At 37.6% G+C, this 23,273-nt stretch carries 17 protein-coding genes and 1 tRNA gene; 2 read left to right on the top strand and 16 right to left on the bottom strand.

Annotated features, from left to right (window positions below):
• Nucleotides 1-197: 197 nt before the first annotated feature.
• The 3 genes from J2786_RS10380 to rpoB form a co-directional block, all read right to left on the bottom strand.
• The gene (locus J2786_RS10380) at nucleotides 198-503 is read right to left on the bottom strand and encodes a DUF3467 domain-containing protein (protein ID WP_002976436.1); all 306 of its coding nucleotides are present in this window, start codon (nucleotides 501-503) and stop codon (nucleotides 198-200) included.
• Nucleotides 504-590: 87 nt separating this feature from the next.
• Nucleotides 591-4,856: a DNA-directed RNA polymerase subunit beta' gene (rpoC, locus tag J2786_RS10375; protein ID WP_047435388.1), complete on the bottom strand. Its 4,266-nt coding sequence runs from the start codon at nucleotides 4,854-4,856 to the stop codon at nucleotides 591-593.
• Nucleotides 4,857-4,978: 122 nt separating this feature from the next.
• Nucleotides 4,979-8,800: a DNA-directed RNA polymerase subunit beta gene (rpoB, locus tag J2786_RS10370; RefSeq protein WP_047435391.1), complete on the bottom strand. Its 3,822-nt coding sequence runs from the start codon at nucleotides 8,798-8,800 to the stop codon at nucleotides 4,979-4,981.
• A gap of 688 nt (nucleotides 8,801-9,488) precedes the next feature.
• Here rpoB and J2786_RS10365 point away from each other — a divergent pair.
• The gene (locus J2786_RS10365) at nucleotides 9,489-9,719 is read left to right on the top strand and encodes a hypothetical protein (protein WP_047435393.1); all 231 of its coding nucleotides are present in this window, start codon (nucleotides 9,489-9,491) and stop codon (nucleotides 9,717-9,719) included.
• A gap of 396 nt (nucleotides 9,720-10,115) precedes the next feature.
• Here J2786_RS10365 and rplL read toward each other — a convergent pair whose 3' ends face one another.
• The 11 genes from rplL to tuf all read right to left on the bottom strand — a co-directional run bounded on the left by rplL (nucleotide 10,116) and on the right by tuf (nucleotide 17,114).
• The gene (gene rplL, locus J2786_RS10360) at nucleotides 10,116-10,481 is read right to left on the bottom strand and encodes a 50S ribosomal protein L7/L12 (RefSeq protein WP_034693192.1); all 366 of its coding nucleotides are present in this window, start codon (nucleotides 10,479-10,481) and stop codon (nucleotides 10,116-10,118) included.
• A 46-nt stretch (nucleotides 10,482-10,527) separates the two neighbouring features.
• Nucleotides 10,528-11,121, bottom strand: coding sequence for a 50S ribosomal protein L10 (gene rplJ, locus J2786_RS10355; RefSeq protein ID WP_047435396.1), 594 nt, complete (start codon nucleotides 11,119-11,121; stop codon nucleotides 10,528-10,530).
• A 17-nt stretch (nucleotides 11,122-11,138) separates the two neighbouring features.
• Complete coding sequence (gene rplA, locus J2786_RS10350) at nucleotides 11,139-11,831, bottom strand: 50S ribosomal protein L1 (RefSeq protein ID WP_002976422.1); 693 nt, start codon at nucleotides 11,829-11,831, stop codon at nucleotides 11,139-11,141.
• Between the two features lie 11 nt (nucleotides 11,832-11,842).
• Nucleotides 11,843-12,286, bottom strand: a complete 444-nt coding sequence (gene rplK, locus J2786_RS10345) for a 50S ribosomal protein L11 (protein WP_047435399.1) — start codon at nucleotides 12,284-12,286, stop codon at nucleotides 11,843-11,845.
• Nucleotides 12,287-12,553: 267 nt separating this feature from the next.
• The gene (locus J2786_RS10340; RefSeq protein ID WP_047435402.1) at nucleotides 12,554-13,222 is read right to left on the bottom strand and encodes a hypothetical protein; all 669 of its coding nucleotides are present in this window, start codon (nucleotides 13,220-13,222) and stop codon (nucleotides 12,554-12,556) included.
• 7 nt (nucleotides 13,223-13,229) lie between these two features.
• Complete coding sequence (locus J2786_RS10335) at nucleotides 13,230-13,877, bottom strand: hypothetical protein (protein WP_047435404.1); 648 nt, start codon at nucleotides 13,875-13,877, stop codon at nucleotides 13,230-13,232.
• Between the two features lie 11 nt (nucleotides 13,878-13,888).
• Nucleotides 13,889-14,509, bottom strand: a complete 621-nt coding sequence (locus tag J2786_RS10330; protein WP_047435407.1) for a hypothetical protein — start codon at nucleotides 14,507-14,509, stop codon at nucleotides 13,889-13,891.
• Between the two features lie 500 nt (nucleotides 14,510-15,009).
• Complete coding sequence (gene nusG, locus J2786_RS10325) at nucleotides 15,010-15,552, bottom strand: transcription termination/antitermination protein NusG (protein ID WP_047435411.1); 543 nt, start codon at nucleotides 15,550-15,552, stop codon at nucleotides 15,010-15,012.
• 19 nt (nucleotides 15,553-15,571) lie between these two features.
• Entirely contained in the window at nucleotides 15,572-15,778 is a 207-nt protein-coding gene (gene secE, locus J2786_RS10320) for a preprotein translocase subunit SecE (protein ID WP_039369543.1), read from the bottom strand.
• A 12-nt stretch (nucleotides 15,779-15,790) separates the two neighbouring features.
• Nucleotides 15,791-15,861 (bottom strand) — tRNA-Trp (locus tag J2786_RS10315).
• Nucleotides 15,862-15,926: 65 nt separating this feature from the next.
• The gene (gene tuf, locus J2786_RS10310) at nucleotides 15,927-17,114 is read right to left on the bottom strand and encodes an elongation factor Tu (protein WP_034693176.1); all 1,188 of its coding nucleotides are present in this window, start codon (nucleotides 17,112-17,114) and stop codon (nucleotides 15,927-15,929) included.
• A gap of 321 nt (nucleotides 17,115-17,435) precedes the next feature.
• Here tuf and J2786_RS10305 point away from each other — a divergent pair, with 321 nt between their 5' ends.
• Nucleotides 17,436-18,935 (top strand): DUF4394 domain-containing protein, encoded by a 1,500-nt coding sequence (locus J2786_RS10305; protein WP_047435416.1) that lies wholly within the window; start codon nucleotides 17,436-17,438, stop codon nucleotides 18,933-18,935.
• An 80-nt stretch (nucleotides 18,936-19,015) separates the two neighbouring features.
• Here the strand turns inward: J2786_RS10305 and J2786_RS10300 are convergent, their stop codons facing one another.
• Nucleotides 19,016-22,114, bottom strand: coding sequence for an efflux RND transporter permease subunit (locus J2786_RS10300; RefSeq protein ID WP_047435419.1), 3,099 nt, complete (start codon nucleotides 22,112-22,114; stop codon nucleotides 19,016-19,018).
• A gap of 69 nt (nucleotides 22,115-22,183) precedes the next feature.
• Nucleotides 22,184-23,269 (bottom strand): efflux RND transporter periplasmic adaptor subunit, encoded by a 1,086-nt coding sequence (locus tag J2786_RS10295; RefSeq protein WP_047435915.1) that lies wholly within the window; start codon nucleotides 23,267-23,269, stop codon nucleotides 22,184-22,186.
• Nucleotides 23,270-23,273: the final 4 nt, after the last annotated feature.

The raw sequence follows: 23,273 nt of genomic DNA, 5'->3' as shown, positions 1-23,273 counted from the left end.
ACGAATATACTTAAATAAATATCATAAATTCAAAACAAATCAACAAATATTATTGATTCAAAAACAAAAACAACAAAATAATATCAAATACCTATTTGTGCGCTTTTTTATTTTTTAATTAAAAGATTGTTTTTTTTAATTAAAAAACAAAAAGCCCCGGATAAATCCGGGGCAATTATATGATTATAAAAGAAATCTTACGCTTGAACGTTGTTTCCTCCTAATACGAAAGGCTCAACTTCTTTGATTTCTCCGAACTGCTGCTCGTAGTTAGCGATGTTCTGTTGAAGAGCGTTTAATACTCTTTTAGCGTGAAGTGGAGCAAGAATTACTCTTGATCTTACTTTAGCTTGCTGAACACCTGGCATCAACTGAATAAAGTCTACTACAAATTCAGATGGAGAGTGGTTTACTAAAGCTAGGTTAGCATAGATACCAGCAGCTACCATTTCGTTTAATTCGATGTTGATGTTTCCGTCTTGTGGATTTTGATTGTTGTCCATTGTTATAAATTATGTTTTTAAAATTCGAAATTTGAGATTGTGAAAATATAAAAATAATTTCAAATCCCAAATTTCAAATCATTAATTTTAGTTAAGGTCTTCGAATTCTTTCTTAGAACCAACAATAACGTTCTGATACTCTTTCAGACCTGTACCTGCAGGGATTCTGTGACCTACAATTACATTTTCTTTAAGACCGTTAAGATCGTCTATCTTACCAGCAACTGCTGCTTCGTTAAGAACTTTAGTTGTTTCCTGGAATGATGCTGCAGACATGAATGACTTAGTCTGAAGGGCAGCTCTTGTAATACCTTGCAGTACAGGAGTTGCAGTAGCAGGAAGAGCTTCTCTTACTTCTACCAATGCTAAATCTTCACGCTTCAACTTAGAGTTTTCGTCTCTTAATTCTCTTGCAGTAATCATCTGACCTGGTTTGAATTCTTTAGAATCCCCAGCATCTACTACTACTTTAAGACCGAATACTCTGTTGTTTTCTTCTAAGAAATCAAACTTGTGCTCAAGAGCTCCTTCAAGGAATTGAGTATCACCTCCATCTACGATAGATACTTTCGTCATCATCTGTCTTACGATAATTTCGAAGTGCTTGTCGTCGATTTTTACCCCCTGTAGACGGTAAACTTCCTGAATTTCGTTTACTAAGTATTCCTGAACAGCTGTTGGACCTTTGATTCTTAAGATATCTTCCGGTGTGATAGAACCGTCAGAAAGTGGAGAACCAGCTCTTACGAAGTCATTCTCCTGAACAAGAATCTGGTTAGAAAGTTTTACTAAGTAAATTTTTCTTTCTCCAGTTTTAGCCTCAACAATAAGTTCACGGTTACCTCTTTTAATTTTTCCGTAAGAAACTACCCCGTCGATTTCAGTAACGACTGCTGGGTTTGAAGGGTTTCTTGCTTCGAATAATTCGGTAACTCTCGGAAGACCTCCGGTGATATCCCCTGCTTTTGCAGATTTTCTTGGGATCTTGATTAAAACTTTACCAGCCTTAATTTTTTCACCATCGTTAACCATTAAGTGGGCTCCTACCGGTAAGTTGTAAGCTTTTTGCTCAACTCCCTTAGAGTCTACTACTTTTAAGGTAGGTACGGCTTTCTTATTTCTAGATTCAGAGATTACTTTCTCTTCGAATCCTGTTTGTTCGTCAATTTCAAGTTGGAATGAAATACCCTGGATGATATCCTCGTATTCTACCTTACCTGAAGTTTCAGCAATGATAACTGCGTTATACGGATCCCATCTACAGATTGTATCTCCTTTCTTCACTTTATCACCTGGTTTCACAGATAAGATAGATCCGTAAGGTACGTTAGCCACCATTAATGGAGTTCTGGACTCATTATCAGCAACTAATCTGAATTCTGTTGAACGAGACACTACAACCTCAGCTGTATTACCGTTTTCATCTTCAGAAGTAATTGTTCTTACTTCATCCATTTCTACGATACCATCTCTTCTTGCAACGATAGATGGGTTTTCTGATACGTTACCTGCAGTACCCCCTTGGTGGAAGGTTCTCAACGTAAGCTGAGTACCTGGTTCCCCAATTGACTGTGCTGCAATTACACCTACCGCTTCACCCATGTGGATCACTTTACCTGTTGCCAAGTTTCTACCGTAACATTTCGCACAGATACCTTTCTTAGCTTCACAAGTTAATGGTGAACGAACCTCCACAGCTTCTAATCCTGCTTCTTCGATTCTCTTCGCCAAAGATTCAATGATCACCTGATCTGCACTTGCAATAAGCTCGTCAGTTTCAGGATCGTAAATATTATGAAGGGATACTCTACCTAAGATTCTTTCAGAGATTCTTTCAACGATCTCGTCATTTTTCTTAAGTGCAGTAACTTCTGTACCTCTCAATGTTCCACAGTCGTCCTCTGTAACGATAACATCCTGTGCAACGTCTACCAATCTTCTCGTTAAGTAACCGGCATCGGCTGTCTTAAGAGCGGTATCCGCAAGACCCTTACGGGCACCGTGGGTAGAGATAAAGTACTCTAGAATCGAAAGACCTTCCTTAAAGTTGGCAAGGATCGGGTTTTCGATGATCTCCGCTCCGGTAGAACCGGCTTTCTGCGGTTTTGCCATCAAACCTCTCATCCCTGATAACTGACGGATCTGTTCTTTAGAACCCCTCGCTCCAGAGTCAAGCATCATATATACAGAGTTGAAACCACCTTGGTCAGTTTTCATTCTGCTCATGATCATTTCAGTTAATCCTGCGTTGGTATTTGTCCAAACGTCGATTACCTGGTTATAACGTTCTGTATCGGTAATTAGACCCATGTTATAGTTAGCTCTAATTTCGTCTACAGTTTCGATTGATTGTGCAATCATCTGTTTTTTCTCAACAGGAACTACGATATCCCCTAATGAGAAAGAAAGACCTCCTTTGAATGCGTTTGAATACCCTAGGTCTTTCATTGCATCAAGGAACTTCACAGTGGTAGGGAAATCTGTATCAGCAAGGATCTTACCGATAACGTTTCTCAATGATTTCTTAGTCAGAAGTTCATTGATATATCCTACCTGCTTAGGTACAATCTGGTTGAATAGGATTCTACCTACAGAAGTTTCGATCAGTCTTGTAACGATTTCTCCATCTTCTTTGATAGGAAGTCTACATCTTACTTTAGCATTTAAAGATACTCTTCCTTCAGCATAAGCAATTTCTGCTTCTTCAGGAGAGTAGAATGCAAGACCTTCTCCTTTTACTTTCATGGTCTCAGTAGAGCTTAATTCTTTAGTCATGAAATAAAGACCAAGAACCATGTCCTGAGATGGTACTGTAATAGGAGAACCGTTTGCAGGGTTCAAGATGTTCTGAGAACCTAACATCAATAACTGAGCTTCAAGGATTGCTTCTGGTCCTAACGGCAAGTGTACTGCCATCTGGTCACCATCGAAATCGGCGTTGAAGGCCGTAGTTACCAACGGGTGTAGCTGGATTGCCTTACCTTCGATCATCTTAGGTTGGAAAGCCTGAATACCCAGTCTGTGAAGCGTAGGTGCTCTGTTCAACAGAACAGGGTGACCTTTCATCACGTTTTCAAGGATATCATAAACTACCGGTTCTTTTCTGTCGATAATTCTCTTCGCAGATTTTACTGTTTTTACAATACCTCTTTCAATTAGTTTTCTAATGATGAACGGTTTGTAAAGTTCAGCTGCCATATCTTTAGGAATACCACATTCGTGAAGCTGTAAGTTTGGACCTACAACAATTACCGAACGCGCAGAGTAGTCAACCCTTTTCCCTAGTAGGTTCTGACGGAAACGACCTTGCTTCCCTTTCAATGAATCAGAAAGTGATTTCAATGGTCTGTTTGATTCAGATTTTACTGCAGAAGATTTTCTTGTGTTATCGAATAATGAATCTACTGATTCCTGAAGCATACGCTTCTCGTTTCTCAAGATTACTTCAGGAGCTTTGATCTCCAATAATCTCTTCAAACGGTTATTTCTGATAATAACTCTTCTATAAAGGTCATTTAAGTCAGAAGTAGCGAAACGTCCTCCATCCAATGGAACCAATGGTCTTAGTTCTGGTGGGATAACAGGAAGTACACGCATGATCATCCACTCTGGTCTGTTGATCATTCTTGTATTAGCACCTCTTAATGCTTCTACAACATTCAATCTTTTCAGAGCTTCAGTTCTTCTTTGTTTTGAACCTTCGTTGTGAGCTTTGTGTCTCAAATCGAAAGACAACGCATCAAGATCGATTCTTTTTAACAGATCTTCTACAGCTTCAGCACCCATTCTGGCAATGAATTTGTTTGGATCAGAATCATCAAGATACTGGTTTTCTACAGGAAGAGTTTCCATGATATCAAGGTACTCTTCTTCTGTAAGAAATTCCATATTTTCAAAATCAGAACCGTCTAATTTTTTAGCAATACCCTGCTGAATCACTACATATCTTTCGTAGTAGATGATCATGTCTAATTTCTTAGAAGGAATTCCTAAAAGGTATCCGATTTTGTTTGGTAATGAACGGAAATACCAGATGTGCGCAATTGGAACTACAAGGTTGATGTGCCCGATTCTCTCTCTTCTTACTTTTTTCTCAGTAACTTCTACTCCACAACGGTCACAAACGATCCCTTTGTAACGAATTCTCTTGTATTTACCACAAGCACATTCGTAATCCTTTACAGGACCAAAGATTTTCTCACAGAATAGCCCGTCTCTTTCAGGCTTGTGAGTTCTGTAGTTAATAGTTTCCGGCTTTAAAACCTCCCCTCTTGAGTCTTGTAAAATAGACTCCGGTGAAGCTAAACCGATGGTTATTTTATTAAATCTACTTGATTTATTTTTATTTGACATAATTTTTTTTAGATTTTAGATTTCAGATTTCAGATTTCAGAAGAAATCATCATTCCAAATTCAAGGATTATAAAATTCTTAGAGTGCCATAGTCTGACATCCTGTGTCTGACATCTGATATCTTACTCCTCCAATCTTACGTCTAATCCAAGACCTTGTAACTCGTGAAGTAATACGTTGAATGATTCCGGAATACCTGGTTCAGGCATAGATTCACCTTTTGCAATTGCTTCATAAGTTTTTGCTCTACCAATCACGTCATCCGACTTCACAGTAAGGATCTCTCTCAGGATATTAGATGCACCGAATGCTTCAAGTGCCCAAACCTCCATCTCTCCGAATCTCTGACCTCCGAACTGAGCTTTACCTCCTAACGGCTGCTGAGTAATCAATGAGTAAGGACCAATAGAACGTGCGTGCATCTTATCATCTACCATGTGTCCTAGTTTCAACATGTAAATGATACCTACTGTTGCAGCCTGAGTAAATCTTTCTCCGGTACCACCATCATAAAGGTAAGTGTGACCGAATTTAGGAAGACCTGCTTTCTCAGTGTATTCAGTAATCTGATCAAGAGTTGCTCCGTCAAAGATTGGCGTAGCGAACTTCATACCCAGTTTCTGACCAGCCCATCCAAGAACTGTTTCATAGATCTGACCGATGTTCATACGGGAAGGTACCCCAAGTGGATTCAATACAATATCTACTGGTGTTCCGTCTTCAAGGAATGGCATATCTTCTTCACGAACGATTCTTGAAACGATACCTTTGTTACCGTGACGTCCTGCCATTTTATCTCCTACATTCAGTTTACGTTTCTTAGCGATGTAAACTTTAGCCAGCTTCATGATCCCTGCCGGAAGCTCATCTCCGATTGAAATTGCAAATTTCTCACGGTTTTTAACTCCCTGAATGTCGTTATATTTGATTTTGTAATTGTGAATCAATTGTTTGATCAATTCATTCTTATCAGCATCTACTGTCCAGTCTGAACCGCTAACGTTTACATAATCTTCAACTGAAGTTAATAGCTTGTGAGTAAATTTCACACCTTTACCGATGATTTCTTCATCAAGGTCATTTTGTACCCCTTGAGAAGTTTTACCGCTTACCAGTGTATTTAATTTTTCAATTAACGTATTTCTCAACTCGTCAAACTTAGCCTTGTAAGTGTTTTCAATCTCTTCAAGTTTAAGTTTTTCTTCAGTTCTTTTCTTTTTGTCTTTGATGTTTCTTGAGAACAGTTTCTTGTTGATAACCACTCCTCTTAATGAAGAGTCAGCTTTCAATGAAGCATCCTTCACATCACCAGCTTTATCACCGAAGATTGCTCTAAGAAGTTTTTCTTCTGGAGTCGGGTCAGATTCACCTTTTGGAGTAATTTTACCAATCATGATATCTCCAGGCTTCACTTCAGCACCGATTCTGATCATACCGTTCTCGTCAAGATCTTTAGTAGCTTCTTCAGATACGTTTGGAATATCTGCTGTAAGCTCTTCCATACCTAATTTAGTATCACGAACTTCAAGAGAATATTCATCTACGTGGATTGAAGTAAACCAGTCTTCACGTACAACTTTTTCGTTGATTACGATTGCATCCTCGAAGTTGTATCCTTTCCAAGGCATGAACGCTACCACTAAGTTTCTACCAAGAGCTAATTCTCCTTTTTCAGTAGCATAACCGTCGCAAAGTACCTGTCCTTTTTCCACTACATCACCTACTCTTACGTTTGGTCTTAGGGTAATCGTTGTACTCTGGTTAGTTTTTCTAAACTTAGTAAGGTTGTATGTTTTAGTAGCAGACTCGAATTGTACTAAATCTTCGTCTTCGCTTCTTTCGTATTTAATAACGATTCTGTCAGCATCTACGTACTGTACTGTACCTGTACCTTCAGCGTTAATTAAGATTCTTGAATCTCTTGCAACTTGTTGCTCAAGCCCTGTACCAACGATTGGAGCCTGTGGCTTCAATAGAGGAACGGCCTGACGCATCATGTTGGATCCCATCAATGCACGGTTCGCATCATCATGCTCCAGGAAAGGAATCAATGAAGCGGAAATACCGGAAATCTGGTTAGGTGCAACGTCGATAAGATTAACCTGTGCAGGCTCCACTACCGGGTAGTCACCATCCAATCTTGCAATAATTCTATCTGTTAAGAACTCACCGTTATCACTTAATTCAACGTTTGCCTGAGCAATTACTTTATCTTCTTCATCTTCTGCATTTAAGTAGATAGGATCTGCGTTAAGTTCAATCTTACCATCTTCAACTTTTCTATATGGAGTTTCGATGAAACCTAGTCTGTTGATTTTAGCATAGATCCCCAGAGATGAAATCAAACCGATGTTTGGTCCTTCCGGAGTTTCAATCGGACAAATTCTTCCGTAGTGAGTATGGTGAACGTCTCGAACCTCGAAACCTGCTCTTTCTCTTGATAAACCACCAGGCCCTAGTGCAGATAATCTTCTCTTGTGAGTGATCTCTGATAGAGGGTTGGTTTGGTCCATGAACTGAGAAAGCTGGTTGGTACCAAAGAATGAGTTGATTACCGATGTTAATGTCTTAGCATTTACAAGGTCAAGCGGAGTAAAGATTTCGTTATCTCTAACGTTCATTCTTTCCTTGATTGTTCTTGCAATTCTTGAAAGACCTACTCCGAACTGTCCTGCTAATTGCTCACCAACAGTTTTAATTCTTCTGTTTGATAAGTGGTCAATATCATCAACCTCCGCTTTAGAGTTGACAAGCTCGATTAAGTGTCTTACGATCGCAATGATATCTTCTTTGGTAAGAACCTCAGTGGTAGTTGGAATATTAAGACCTAACTTTTTGTTCAATCTGTAACGTCCTACTTCACCTAATGAATATCTTTGCTCAGAGAAGAATAATTTTTCAATGATTCCTCTTGCAGTTTCCTCATCTGGTGGATCTGCATTTCTTAACTGACGATAAATATACTCTACTGCTTCTTTTTCAGAGTTAGTAGGGTCTTTTTGTAATGTATTCTGGATGATAGAGAATTCATTGCTGTTTTCTTTGTGAATCAGGATTGATTTCACACCAGCATCAAGAATAAGATCTAAATGTTCTTTTTCAAGAATAGTTTCTCTATCCAGGATGATTTCGTTTCTTTCGATAGAAACTACTTCACCTGTATCTTCGTCTACGAAATCTTCGAACCAAGTGTTCAATACTCTTGCAGCCAATGTTCTCCCTTCTACTTTTTTAAGGGCAGCTTTAGAAACTTTCACTTCTTCAGCAAGGTCAAAGATCTGAAGGATATCCTTATCAGATTCATAACCGATCGCTCTTAATAGAGTTGTTAATGGTAATTTTTTCTTACGGTCGATATACGCGTACATTACGCTGTTGATATCTGTTGTAAATTCCATCCAAGATCCTTTGAAAGGAATAATTCTTGAATAGTAAAGTTTGGTTCCGTTTGCGTGGTAAGTTTGTCCGAAGAATACACCAGGTGAACGGTGAAGCTGCGTAACAATAACTCTTTCAGCACCATTGATGATAAAAGAACCACTTGGCGTCATATAAGGAACCGGACCTAAGTATACATCCTGAACCACTGTTTGGAAATCTTCGTGTTCCGGGTCAGTACAGTACAGTTTAAGTCTAGCTTTTAGAGGAACTGAATAAGTAAGTCCTCTTTCCACACACTCATCGATTGAATAACGTGGAGAATCTACCAGGTAGTCTAAGAATTCTAATACGAATTGGTTTCTTGAATCCGTAATTGGGAAATTCTCTTGGAAAGTCTTGTAAAGAGCTTCTGTCTTTCTGGCTTCAGGAAGTGTATCAAGCTGGAAAAATTCTCTGAAAGACTCAATTTGGATATCCAAAAAGTCCGGAGTGATGATTTTTCCTTTCGCTGATGAGAAATTAATTCTCGGATTTCCTTGAGTTGTTGATTTTGTTTTACTCATAAAACTTTTAAGAAAGGGTTAAAAAATATTTTGATTCATTAAAAAATATCAGAAAAGAACAAAAACAAGATAAAAGTAAAAGGTAAAAGTGTTTTTGGCGCTCACAAAGGACCTTAAGCTCTTTTAAACGTTGTACTTGGTTCTTTCTAACTGCAACACTGGTATATCTTTTCACAGCGTAATGCAAAATATTTTTATTACTTTTGAGGCAGTATTACCGCAGTATTTATATACACGAAATCCCTTCCATGTTTTACACAATGAAAGAGTTGATTTTCAGTATTTTATAAATTTACAAACAATTTTTCGCGCCAAAAGAAGGGCAAAGATACAAAAAGTTATCCACAATAACAAATAAATCATCTCATTTTGAGACTCTTAAAACAAGAGAGGCTGCCCAAATATGAGCAACCCCTCCACAACACAAGCTAATCCTATGATTATTTCACAATAACCTTATAAGATTTATTTTTACTGGTTTCGCTACCAAACAAATATAAATACCTACCTGAGCGACTTCCGGTAACTTATTGATTATTAATAGAATGATCGCTAATAATTTGTTTTTCACTCTAATTTTGTTTCATGTTAATGTATTTTTCTTGAAAAAATCTCTTACATACTGTGTGATTCATAAATAAAATAACAGTTTATACAATTACCTACGATTGCAAAATGTTACCGAATTATGAGCAATTCCGTCCCCTTCCATATGGCAGAACACGTATTATCTCTGGGAAATATATTTCAGGGATTATTGTTTTTAAAAAAGGAGGATTATCTCGGAAAGTTTTTTTATAAAATAAACAATTTTCTTTTTGATCAGCAGACCCGCTATAGACCACTCTCAAATGACAATCTGTTTCAGCATGCAAGTGAACAGAAACATCAGCCAAACAATTCGGCAGATGATTATTAACAGCCGTACAATATGACAATTCAAACTTTGTCTTTATTACAGATACTAGCTTAGTGCTTGGTTTTCCTATAATCGCTAAAAGCTTCAGAATCCTATGGCTACAGAAAAGAAAGTAATTTCTATCCAATTATTGTGTTTTTTCGGTACAAATATAATATTTTTTCAATCAAAACAATACTTTATTAATAAAAATTCACGCAAAACAAACAAATAACAAAATACAATTAAAATATTATGTTAATATTTACGAAATATTTAATCGTAAAAAGATATATCCAAATTAGAAATAATAATATTAAAATACGATTACAAATTAAAAAGCATACTTACAAAGACTTACATACAAAAAAAGCCCGGGCAAATGCCCGGGCTTCTATATTTATAATAAAACTGAAATTATTTCAATTCTACTTCAGCACCAGCTTCTTCTAATTGCTTCTTAAGAGCTTCAGCTTCGTCTTTAGAAACACCTTGCTTAATTGCAGCAGGAGCTCCGTCTACGATATCTTTAGCTTCTTTAAGACCAGCACCAGTTAAATCTTTTACTAATTTAACGATAGCTAATTTAGAAGCACCTGCAGACTTAAGAATTACGTCGAATTCAGTCTTTTCTTCAGCAGCTTCACCAGCAGGACCAGCCATTACTACTGCAGCAGCAGCAGGCTCAATTCCGTACTCATCCTTAAGGATAGCAGCTAATTCGTTTACGTCTTTTACAGTTAGGTTTACTAGCGTTTCAGCTAAATTTTTTAAATCTGACATTGTTGTAATGTTTTTGTTGATTATTTATTTAATTTTTTGAGTGTAATTATTCAGCAGCTGGCGTTTCGTCAGTGCTTTCTGCAGCAGGAGCTTCTGGAGCTTCAGCAGCAGGAGTTTCTTCTACCGCAGGAGCAGCTTCTTCAGCTTGAGCCTCTACAGTTTCAGATTTGTTTTGAAGAGCAGAAACAACTCTCTGGATTGGAGACTGAAGTAATCCGATGATTTCACCGATCATTTCTTCTCTAGACTTGATGTTAGCCAACATATCTAGGTTATTGTCACCAACATAGAAAGTTTCCTGAACAAAAGCAGACTTTAAAGCTGGCTTTTCTTCTTTCTTTCTGAATCCTTGGATCAATTTCGCAGGAGCGTTTGCTGTTTCAGCAATCATTAACGCTGAGTTTCCTTTGAAAGATGGGAACATTTCAGAGTAATCTACTCCTTCAATTTGCTCCATTGCTTTTTGTAAAAGTGTATTTTTTACAACTTTTACTTTGATATTTTGTTTGAAAGCCTGTCTTCTGAAATCTGAAGATTTACCAGCGTTCAAACCTTCTAAATCTGCTACGTATACTACTTTTGCATCCTGAAGCAAATCTTTGATCTCTTGTATTGCTACAACTTTTTGGTCTTTTGTCATTGTCTTAAGGATTATTATTAGTTAACAGATTTAGTATCAATTGCAATACCTGGGCTCATTGTAGAAGACAAATAGATGCTCTTCACATAAGTTCCTTTAGCAGCAGTTGGTTTCATTTTGATCAATGTCTGGATTAATTCCTGAGCATTTTCTTTGATCTTAGCAGCATCGAAAGATACTTTACCAATACCAGCATGGATAATACCATACTTGTCTACTTTGAAATCAATTTTACCTGCTTTTACTTCAGTTACTGCTTTACCAATTTCCATTGTTACAGTTCCTGATTTAGGGTTTGGCATTAAACCTCTTGGACCTAATACTCTACCTAATGGACCTAATTTACCCATTACAGCTGGCATTGTAACGATAACGTCAACATCTGTCCAACCTTCTTTGATTTTTTGTAAATATTCGTCAAGACCTACATAATCAGCACCAGCAGCTTTAGCTTCTGCTTCTTTATCTGGAGTTACAAGAGCTAATACTTTAACATCTTTACCAGTACCGTGAGGAAGAGATACAACACCTCTTACCATTTGGTTTGCTTTTCTAGGGTCTACTCCTAATCTTACAGCGATATCTACAGAAGCATCAAACTTTGTAGTGTTCACTTCTTTTACAAGAGCTGAACCTTCTTCAAGGTTATAGATTCTTCCTTTTTCTACTTTGCTTAAAGCTTCCTTTTGCTTTTTAGTTAATTTTGCCATTTCTTTAGGTTTTAAGCGTTAGTTGGTTTAGTTCCTGTTACTCTTAATCCCATAGATCTAGCAGTACCTGCAACCATAGAAAGAGCAGAGTCCATTGTAAAACAGTTAAGATCCGCCATTTTATCTTCGGCGATTTTCTTTACTTGTTCCCAAGTTACAGAACCTACTTTGTTTCTGTTTGGTTCACCAGAACCTCCCTTGATTTTAGCTGCATCCATTAACTGGATTGCTGCAGGTGGAGTTTTAATAACGAATTCAAAAGATTTGTCTTCGTATACTGTAATTACTACAGGTAAAACTTGCCCTGGCTTATCTTGGGTTCTTCCGTTAAATTGCTTACAAAACTCCATGATGTTCACACCTGCAGAACCCAATGCTGGACCTACTGGTGGAGAAGGGTTAGCTGCGCCACCTTTCACCTGAAGCTTTACCATTTTAAAGACTTTCTTAGCCATTGTTTGTTTTTTAAATTTGAATAATTAATGAGTTTGGAAGCATTTATTATTCAGTAGGTTATGCACTCACATAACAATAAACCTACTTTTTGGACTGCAAAAGTATAAAATATTTTTGAAATAGCAAACGGAAATTGCTGATTTTTAAAAAGTTTTAGAAAAATAAATCAATCCCCATTATTGTATCATTAAAAATTCCTGCCTAAAAACAAAAACGGTTATTTGTATTAAATAACCGTTTCAAAATATTTTAAAAGGAAAGACTGATTAAAAACCGGAAGGTCTGTTAATTGTTTTTGCAGAACCGTCATTTCCACCAAGATCATCATTGATATCGTTTATATTTTGTTTTTCAATTAATCTTCTGTAGGCCATCAGATAAAGGTCAACAGTAAAGTTGTTATATGCTCTTGATGGTGTAGTAGAGTTTGTGGCAATAATTCTGCTGTCAGTAAATCTTGCTCTTATGTGCCATGTTCCATTACTTTTGAAGGCAACAACATCTGGTGATCCCTGCTTATTGTCATTCGCTCCGTTATCTCCATAATCAAGCATAACATTAGTAGTTCCGTCATTCAGTTTGAATGAATAGTTGTGAAGGATAACCAAAAAATTGTTTGCATCAATTTTGGTATCATAATCTGCTATTCCTGTTCCGGATACTCCGGTAAGAGTAAGCTTAAGATAATTGAACAGTCCGCTGCTTTCCAAAGCGGGATCATACAATTGCAAAGCATTCTGAGAAGTTGCCAAAAAGCTACCACCCGTCAACGTAGGTTCTCCCGGATTTCTTAAATACAGAGAATTCGTATAGGTTTTTCCATTAACATCAAGTGTTTCTGTAGGATTAGCGGTATTCACCCCTACTTTTCCTTTCTGGGCATTCAAAACCATCCCAAGGCACATGATTATTGTGATATAAATTTTTCTTTTCATAGTTTTTTTATTGAAGCCCTAAAGGCGTATTGGTTGATACTCCTGAATATCCCGGTGAAGCAGATGCTGAAACAGAACCATTAAAAGTTCCCCAGTCTTTAACTAATGATTTTTCAAAAACATTTAAGGTAAGTGTCCACGTTCCATTGATGGAAGAAACCGTTCCTGCTCCTTTAAAAGCTAAATTAATAGCATGATATTTTTTACCTCCACTGGTTACCTGCGTAATTTCAGTTGAATAGGAACCATAAGATTTTGGATTGGTAGTTGTATTCGCTGCCGAAACCGCTCCTGTAAAAACAGCACCTGTAATTGCCACAACATATTTACTCGCATCTAATCCTGTATTGAGATTTACAACTTCATCCTGTCTCACATTTTTCAATACAACATTATACATATTTACAGGCGCTACATTACGGAGCGATATATCCAACAGCTTCACCTTACCTACCGGTGAAGTATCTTTTGATCGGGTAAGAAGAAGATAGTTTCCGCTTGCCTTTGTATTTTCAGTATCTATTAAATAAGATTCCACTAATGTTTCCCCTTCAACATCCAATGTTCCTTTAGGTGTTGTAGTATTTATTCCTACTTGTGCATGTAAGCTTAAAGCGGCAAAACCCGTGAAAAGTATTGCAATAATTTTTTTCATAATGTATGTTTTTATTGAATTAATGGAGCTGTTGCTGCACCAGTAGTTGAACCATTAAGGTTTTGTGTTGAATTAAAATCTTTGGCATATGATCTGTCAAACACCAGTAAGTTAAGTGTCCACACTCCTGTAGGGAAAGAATTATCGGGAGAAAATCCCTGGTAATCGGCTTTAAGCTTCCACGTTCCTCCTGACGAGTACGCAAAGATCTGAGGCATTGGAGTAAGCCAGTCTGCAGAATACGTTCTTGTGGGCTGTGTAAATCCAAAAGAAGAAATTACCACCAAAAATTTGCTGGAATTGATCTTTGTATCAAATTGGTTTACCCAATCTTTGTCTGTAGGATCACAGGTAATCTTGAACTGAATAAGGTTAATAGGTGCCGGTGAATTAGGTACAAAAGAATCATTATACGCTGTAATTTTGTTTTCCGGTGCCGGAGATTTAATAATGAAAGTGTAATTCTCATCCGCTTTCAGTTTTTCCAGGGGTTGTTTAAAAACAATTCCTGATGTCTTCATTGTACCATTTACGGTAAGTTCTTTTTCTGGAGTCGCAGTATTGATACCAACCTGCGCACTCACGAGCACAGATGTGCCCACCAGAGTGATCATCGAAATAATTTTTGTCATTGAGTTATGTGTTTATAAAACTTGTGTTTTGAGTGGCTGATCCGAATTTTATTTTTATTTAAACATACAATACTGATACATCTGCAACCAGTGTATGAAATAAATAAAATAAAATTTTGTGGATAAGTTAACAGCTTGGTTGCAAGAAGCATGCCATCTGACGGTGAATTAAATCATTAAGAAGAATCCAATTTATAAAAAGCATTCCTGTTCACGATAGAGTGATAATTTAACAACCATAAAGTTCTTGATAGAAGTAGCCCGCAGACTAATGAAATTTGCATTTCAGTAAAGGAACTTTAATAAACTTAAAAAAACTCTAACTACAGGGAAAAATATAAAGATTGAATTTCAATATTTAATTATGAGGCAATGGAATTAGACAGCTATTTGTTGAAAAGTAACTGGGAAGCCATTACCATCATCTATCTGAAAAGGATATTAATAAAAAAAGACCGCTTTAAAAGCAGTCTTTTTTTATATTTTTATAAGTAAATGTATTATACTTTTTCTACTTGCATGTAGCTCAATTCCATTGGAGTTTTTCTACCGAAGATCAATACAGAAACTTCAATTTTCTTTTTGTCTTCAAGAATCTTCTCAACTGTACCATTGAATCCGTTGAAAGGTCCATCGATTACTTTAACGTTTTCACCTACGATATAAGGGATCTCAACATCACTTGCAAATTCTGAAAGTTCATCCATTCTTCCAAGCATTCTGTTTACCTCTGATTTTCTCATTGGAACAGGATCACCACCTTTCGTTAAACTTAAGAAAGAGATAACTCCAGGGATATTTTTAATAACGTGAGGAATCTCTCCCATCAGGTCAGCTTCAATCATCAGGTAGCCAGGATAGTAAGGTCTTTCTTTAGGAACTTTTTTACCGTTTCTAATCTGGATCACCTTTTCCATAGGAATAACCACTTGAGTAACGTACTGCTCAAACCCTAAACGTTTGATTTCTGTCTCAATATAGTTTTTCACTTTATTTTCCTGTCCGCTGATTGCTTTCAGCACATACCATTTCAATTCGCTCATTATGGAAAATACTTAATTATTAATTGAACAAGTTGATTAGCATTCCTATTATGTTGCTGATTGCTTTTGAAAACAATTCATCAACTCCAAAGGTAAATAAAGCCAGAATAACTGTCGCAATAGTCACTACAATTGTAGAAGACTGAAGGTCAGCCCATTTTGGCCATTCAACTTTATGTCTGAATTCGTTATAAGAACCTTTTAAAAAATCGATAAATGAACTCATAATTTATATTTGCACGGGCACAAGGATTCGAACCCTGATCAACGGTTTTGGAGACCGGTATCCTACCATTGGACGATGCCCGTAGTTAAAAAAAGCTCCGTAAAGAGTGTTCCTTACGGAAGCTTTTTTATATTGTTTTAGATGTGAATTAGTCGATGATTTCAGTTACCTGACCTGCACCTACTGTTCTACCACCTTCTCTGATCGCGAATCTAAGACCCTCGTTAAGAGCGATTGGCTGAAGTAATTCAACAGTGATTGTTAAGTTATCACCAGGCATTACCATTTCTACACCTTCTGGTAAGAAGATTTCACCTGTAACGTCAGTAGTTCTTACGTAGAACTGAGGACGGTACTTGTTGTGGAATGGAGTGTGACGTCCACCTTCTTCTTTAGAAAGGATATAAACCTCAGCTTTGAATTTTTTGTGTGGCTTAACTGAATCTTTCTTAGCGATAACCATACCTCTCTTGATGTCAGTTTTTTCAATACCTCTCAACAATAGACCTACGTTATCACCAGCTTCACCTCTGTCTAGGATTTTTCTGAACATCTCAACCCCTGTAATAGTAGAAGTTAATTTTTCATCACCCATACCTACGATATCAACTGGATCACCAGTGTTGATAACACCAGCCTCGATTCTACCAGTTGCTACAGTACCTCTACCTGTAATAGAGAATACGTCTTCGATTGGCATCAAGAATGGCTTATCCTGATCTCTAACAGGCTGCTCGATCCAAGTATCAACTGCATCCATCAATTCTTCAACAGTCTTAACCCACTTCTCGTCTCCATTAAGAGCACCAAGAGCAGATCCCTGGATTACTGGAGAGTTATCTCCGTCATATTCGTAAGTAGATAATAAATCTCTAAGTTCAAGTTCAACAAGCTCTAAAAGCTCAGCATCATCCACCATATCAACTTTGTTCATGAAAACAACGATTCTTGGTACGTTTACCTGACGGCAAAGTAGGATGTGCTCTCTAGTTTGAGGCATTGGTCCATCAGTTGCAGCACATACTAAGATCGCTCCATCCATCTGAGCAGCACCAGTTACCATGTTCTTAACATAGTCGGCGTGACCTGGACAGTCAACGTGTGCATAGTGTCTGTTTTCAGTTTCGTACTCGATGTGAGCTGTATTAATAGTGATACCTCTTTCTTTTTCTTCTGGAGCAGAGTCAATAGCAGAGAAGTCTTTTTTCTCAGCAAGACCTTTGTTAGCTAATACACTACTGATAGCTGCAGTAAGTGTAGTTTTACCATGGTCAACGTGACCAATAGTACCAATGTTCAAGTGTGGTTTGTTACGATTAAACGTTTCCTTTGCCATGATTTAAAATTATTTATTTATTGTTTTTCAAATTTTCGGTGTGCAAATATAATGAATTTTTAAATACCAAAAACTTTTTATTAAAAAAACTTTCAATATTCTCATCCAGTGAAGGACAAACCTTATATTTCAACGTATTGAGACTGCAAATTTACACATTTTTCCGGATTGAAAAAATCCTTAGAAATGTTTTATTAAAAATAAGAACTATCTCGTTAATTATTAATACAATATACAAGAAAAAAAACTGATCATTCTGCTCGCAAATCCATTCTTACTTTTTTCTCGTACATATAAAAATAACAACTAAAAATTAATATTATGAGAAAACTACTACACATGTATTGGGCTCTGATAGCCATTACAACCCTGTTTTCATGTGATAATTCAGATGAAAACATGATGTCAGAAAATATACCTCAGGGTCCGGATCTTATGGTATATGGAATAACTGCCATGAATGAGCTGGTTTATTTTAATTCCAACAATCCAAAAACTTTCACCTCAAAAACAACGGTAACAGGTGTTGCCTCCGGAGAAAAATTGCTGAGCATAGATTTCAGACCTGCTACAGGAGAGTTATATGCTTTATCAAATGCAAGCAAATTATATATTATCAATGTATCTAATGCTTCAGCAAGAATGGTAGGTTCAACAGCATTTACTCCCTCAATATCAGGAGCAATTGCTTCTATTGATTTCAACCCTACTGTTGATAGAATTCGTTTAGTAAGTAACACCGGACAAAATCTGCGTTTACATCCGGAAACGGGAGCTGCTGCAGCTACGGATATCAATATTAACGGAACAGGAAACCCTTCCATAACAGGAATAGCCTACACCAACAGTAAAGCAGGGGTTGCCACTACTGTGTTATATGATATTGATCCGATGCTGGGAAAATTATACAAGCAAGATCCTCCCAATAATGGAACTTTAGTAGAGGTTGGAAATCTTGGAACGACTTTTACAGGACAATCTGCTTTTGACATCAAATATGATAACAGTACTGCTCTTTTAGCATTCAATGATAAATTACATGTTCTGGATCTGAATAATGGTAAAATAACTTCAATAGGATCACTCCAGCAGGGAATCATTGATATTGCCATTCCTACAGAACCGGTAGCTTATGCCATTGACAATTCAAATAATCTTCAGATTTTCAATCCCAACAATCCTATGCCTGTTTCTAAAACAGTGGCCGGATTACAAAGCGGTGAGAGTATTTTAGGCATAGATTTCCGTCCTGCGAACGGACAATTGTATGCTTTGGGAAGCTCAAGCAGAATCTATACAATTAACTTAGGCACAGGTGCCGCTACTGCTGTGGGAGCATCTCCATTTTCTACATTGCTTTCAGGCACCGATTTTGGTTTTGACTTCAATCCAACAGTTGACAGGATAAGAGTAGTAAGTAATACAGGACAAAATCTCCGTCTGAATCCTAACGATGGAACAATTGCTGCTGCAGATCTTACACTGAATCCGGGAAGTCCAATGATAAGTGCAGCGGCCTATACCAACAACTTTGCCGGAGCTACCTCAACTACCTTATTTGTGATTGATCATAATACTGATAAATTATATCAGCAAAACCCACCCAATAACGGAACTTTAGCTGAAACAGGTTCTTTGGGAATCAACATTACCAATGCTAATGGTTTTGATATTGGAAGTATGAGCCAAAAGGCTTACTTAATAGCATCTGTAGGTTTATCTACAAAAATTTACTCTATTAATACAATGACAGGAGCAGCCACTTCTGTTTCCGATTATCCCAATACCGTAAAAGCTTTTACACTGGGATTAGGATTTTAAACTCATTCTTTATTTCAATAATCGAGAAGCGCGGAAAACTTTGTTTTCCGCGCTTCTTACTAATATAAATGAAAGATAATTTAAATTTGACTGAGCTTTTTTGTCCTGTTAAAGATCCAGAAAATAATAGGAAAAATAAGCAGGGTAAGTACTGTAGCTGTAATCAGTCCTCCGATAATGACAATGGCCAAAGGTTTCTGAGACTCCGATCCGATTCCTGTAGACAAGGCTGCCGGCATAAGCCCGATGGAGGCCATCAATGCTGTCATGATAACAGGTCTCGTTCTGGATTTCACCCCATTTAATATCGCAGTATCGATATCCATCCCGTCTTTAACATTCTGATGGAACTCTGTGATAAGAATTACCCCGTTCTGGATGCAAATTCCGAGAAGAGCGATCATTCCTACTCCGGCAGAGATTCCAAAATTGATTCCGGTAACATGCAAAGCGATAATACCTCCAATCAGAGCAAAAGGTACGTTCGCCAATACCAGAAGAGAATCTTTCATATTGCCAAACAGGATAAACAACAGAAAGAAAATCATCAGAATACTCACTGGTACTACCTGTGCCAGCCTGTGTGAAGCACGCTGCTGATTTTCAAACTGACCTGTCCATCCTACGGAATAGCCGTCCGGAAGTTCAATCGTTTCTACTTTTTTCTGGGCATCCGCAATGGTGCTTCCCAAATCTCTGTCACGAATGGAGAATTTGACCCCGATATATCGTTTGATGTTGTCTCTGTAAATAAATGCGGCTCCGTTATCCTTAACAATGGTGCTTATTTCTTTTAACGGAATCTTTGCTCCATCCTGTGTAGGAACCATCAAAGCAGCAATATCATTTTCATTGGTTCTGTACTCCTGTGAATAACGAAGACGGATCGGGAATTTTCTTTCCCCGTCGAACATTTCAGAAGCTGTTTTTCCTCCAAATGCCATTTCCAATACGGCTTGTGCATCCGCAGGCATTACTCCGTACGCAGCCATTTTATCTCTGTCCAGAACCACACTTACTTCCGGCTGGCCGATATTTTTAATAATTCCCGGATCTTTTACGCCTTGTACATCTTTAATCTTTAATAAAACTTCATGGGCTAATTTGTCCAGAGTTTCCAGGTTGTCACCGTAGATTTTAATTCCATTCTCAGCTTTAAAACCTGCCACGGCTTCAGCTACGTTATCGGAAATCGGTTGCGAATAGTTGAAGGTAATTCCCTGGTAACTTCTAAGCTTTTTATCTATTTCATTGATCAGTTCATCATAAGTAATCTTACGTTTCCATTCTTCTCTTGGCTTGAGGTTTACGGCAAACTGTACGAAACCAAATCCGTTGGGGTCGGTTCCGTCATTACTTCTTCCCGTCTGTGCAAGAACATCTGTTACTTCAGAGAAGCTCATGATATCTTTCTTTAAAAGGTCAGCTGTTTTCAGAGATTCTTTTAATGAGGAGCTCATCGGCATTTCTGCAGTGATCCACAATGATCCTTCATTCAACTGAGGCAGGAATTCTGTTCCAAGGAATTTACCAGAAAATAAAGTGACCGCTAAGAAGGAAATTGCCACAATCATACTTATTTTTTTATGCCTGAAGGTTAAATTGAAACCTTTCAAAACAATTCTGTCCCAGAAATTAACAAACGGGTTATTTTTTTCCCTTACGTTTTTATTTAAAAGGATATGAGAAAGAACAGGAACTAATGTTAATGTAAATATCAATGCTCCCATTAATGCAAATCCTAATGTAAATGCCAGAGGAGAGAACATTTTCCCTTCCACTTTCTGAAATGAGAAAATAGGAATCAGGGAGGTAATGATAATCAATTTCGAAAAGAAGATTGCTTTTCCCAATCCGGTTCCGGTCTGCTTAATCCAGCCTCCTTTTGCCAGTTTATTAAACTTCTCCATTCCGTACCGCTTCGCTTTATGGTCGAGCATTACGAATAGCCCTTCCACCATGACGACGGCTCCGTCTATGATGATCCCGAAGTCTACTGCACCTAACGAAAGCAGGTTGGCGCTCATCCCGGCCAGTTTTAAACATAAAAACGCAAACAGCAAGGATAGAGGAATGATGATGGAAACAATCAGAGTGGTTCTCCAGTCGGCCATAAAAATCAAAACGATTACTGTTACCAGTACAATTCCTTCAATAAGATTATGCATTACGGTATGCGTTGTAAAGTCCATCAGATTGTCACGGTCGTAGAAAGTCACCATTTTCACATCTTTTGGAAGGACTTTTTCGTTAAGTTCTTTAATTTTAGCCTTCACTCCTACCAGCACTTCCCTCGGATTCTCTCCTTTTCTCATGACAACGATTCCTTCCACCGTATCATCATGATGATTCAGGGCAGCCTGTCCTACTCTGGGCATAGAGCTTTCATGAACTTCGGCTACATTTTTTACCAAAACAGGATTTCCACTGTCATTCTGAATGGTAATATTTCCGATATCTGCTACAGATTTCACCAAACCAATTCCTCTTACCACGTAAGCCTGACCGTTTTTTTCAATAACATCTCCTCCTACATTCAGGTTACTTTTGGTGACAGCATCATACACCTGAAGCGGCGTCAGATTGTATTTATCCAATGCTCTCGGATCGATACTTAATTCAAAGACTTTATCCTGTCCTCCGAAAACATTAATATCCGCAACCCCTGGAACTCCTCTTAGTGCCCGGTCTATCACCCAATTCTGCAGGGTAAGCAATGCACGGGAATCTTTTGTTTTACTTTCCAGCGTATATCTGAAAATCTCACCGGTTGGCCCGTAGGGCGGCTGTACTTCGGGATCTACCTCATCAGGAAGGTTAATGGTTCTTAATTGGTTATTGACCTGATTTCTGGCAAAAGTATCATCCACCCCGTCGTCAAACAGAATTTTAACAATAGAAAGCCCAAACATTGTGGTACTTCTTACACTTGTTTTCTTCTGAACCGGGCTCATCGCCAATTCGATGGGTGTAGTGACAAAACGTTCTACTTCTTCTGCACTACGTCCATTCCATTGGGTGATGATGACAATCTGGGTATTGGTTACATCCGGAAAAGCTTCAATAGGCATATTTTTGAAACTTATAAAACCGGAGATGGCTAAAATCGCTACCCAAATAAAGGTAAATGCTTTATTTTTTAATGAAAAAGCGATTATATTTTTTATGAATTTATTCATGATAGATACATTGATGACCTAAAAAAGCCGTTAAAGAAAAAAGTACATATTCCTACTGGTTTCATAAGACTAGCTGTTCAGCGAACGGTAGATCAGCAGCTGATTGTTGGTAATCACTTCTTCTCCTTCTTTCAGACCGTCTGCAATATAGGTGACATCACCTACCTGCTTTAATACTTTGACTTCTCTGATCTTTACATCTGTTCTGGATTTAAAAATCACTACAAAACTTTTATTATCATCAAAAATCACAGCTTTGGATGGAACGGTAAGTGTAGCGTTGCTTTCCAGGCTGGAAACTTTTATCGTGGCTTTACTCTCCGGGATCAAAAGTCCGTTGGCATTGTCCAATACTACTCTTGCCTGCATGGCATTAGTTTGCGGATCAATAATTTTGAATATTTTATCAATTTTTCCGTCAAAAACTTTGTCCGGATATGAAAGAGTGGATACCTGAGCCTTCATCCCCAGGTTTATTTTATCAATATCAGATTCGTTGACATTCATAATTGCCCATACATTGGTAGTATTGGCCACATCAAAAATATTATCGCTTCTGTCACTTCGCAGCTGCATATCTTTATTGATACTTTTCTGAACAATATAACCGCTGATAGGTGCTACAACACTGTATATATTTCCGGTCTTCACATTATAAACCGTACTTACTGCCGCCGCTCTCTGCAACTGATCTTCTGCTTTTTGTAACTGGCTTTTAGCTTCCAGGACATCTCTTTCTGTATTAAGCTTTCCTTCATAGAGTTCTTTTGCAACACGAAGGTTATTTTTTGCCACTACAAGATCTGTTTTTGCATCACTTACATCCTTCTGAATTTCTGCAAGCTCAGTACTTCTGATAGTGGCTAAAACCTGTCCTTTTCTTACATAGTCACCCAATTCTACATTAACACTCATTACATTTCCTCCTACCAAAGGGTAAACATCTATATAACTGTTTTTGTCTGCTGAGATTTTTCCGTAAAAGCTGTACTCATCTTCTATATTTCTTTTTTCAACTTTTGCCAGGGAAATAGAATTCAGCATCGTGTTACTGAGCTCGAATCCTTTTTTTACATGAATATTTTTCTCTTCCTCTTTTTTTGAACAGGCTATTAATGAAATAACCATTAATAAAGGGATAATATATGTTTTCATCATT

The sequence above is a fragment of the Chryseobacterium vietnamense genome (assembly GCF_031454475.1).
Lineage (GTDB): Bacteria > Bacteroidota > Bacteroidia > Flavobacteriales > Weeksellaceae > Chryseobacterium > Chryseobacterium vietnamense.
Note: the sequence above shows the minus strand (reverse complement) of the source record. Positions and strands in the feature narration are given on the sequence as shown.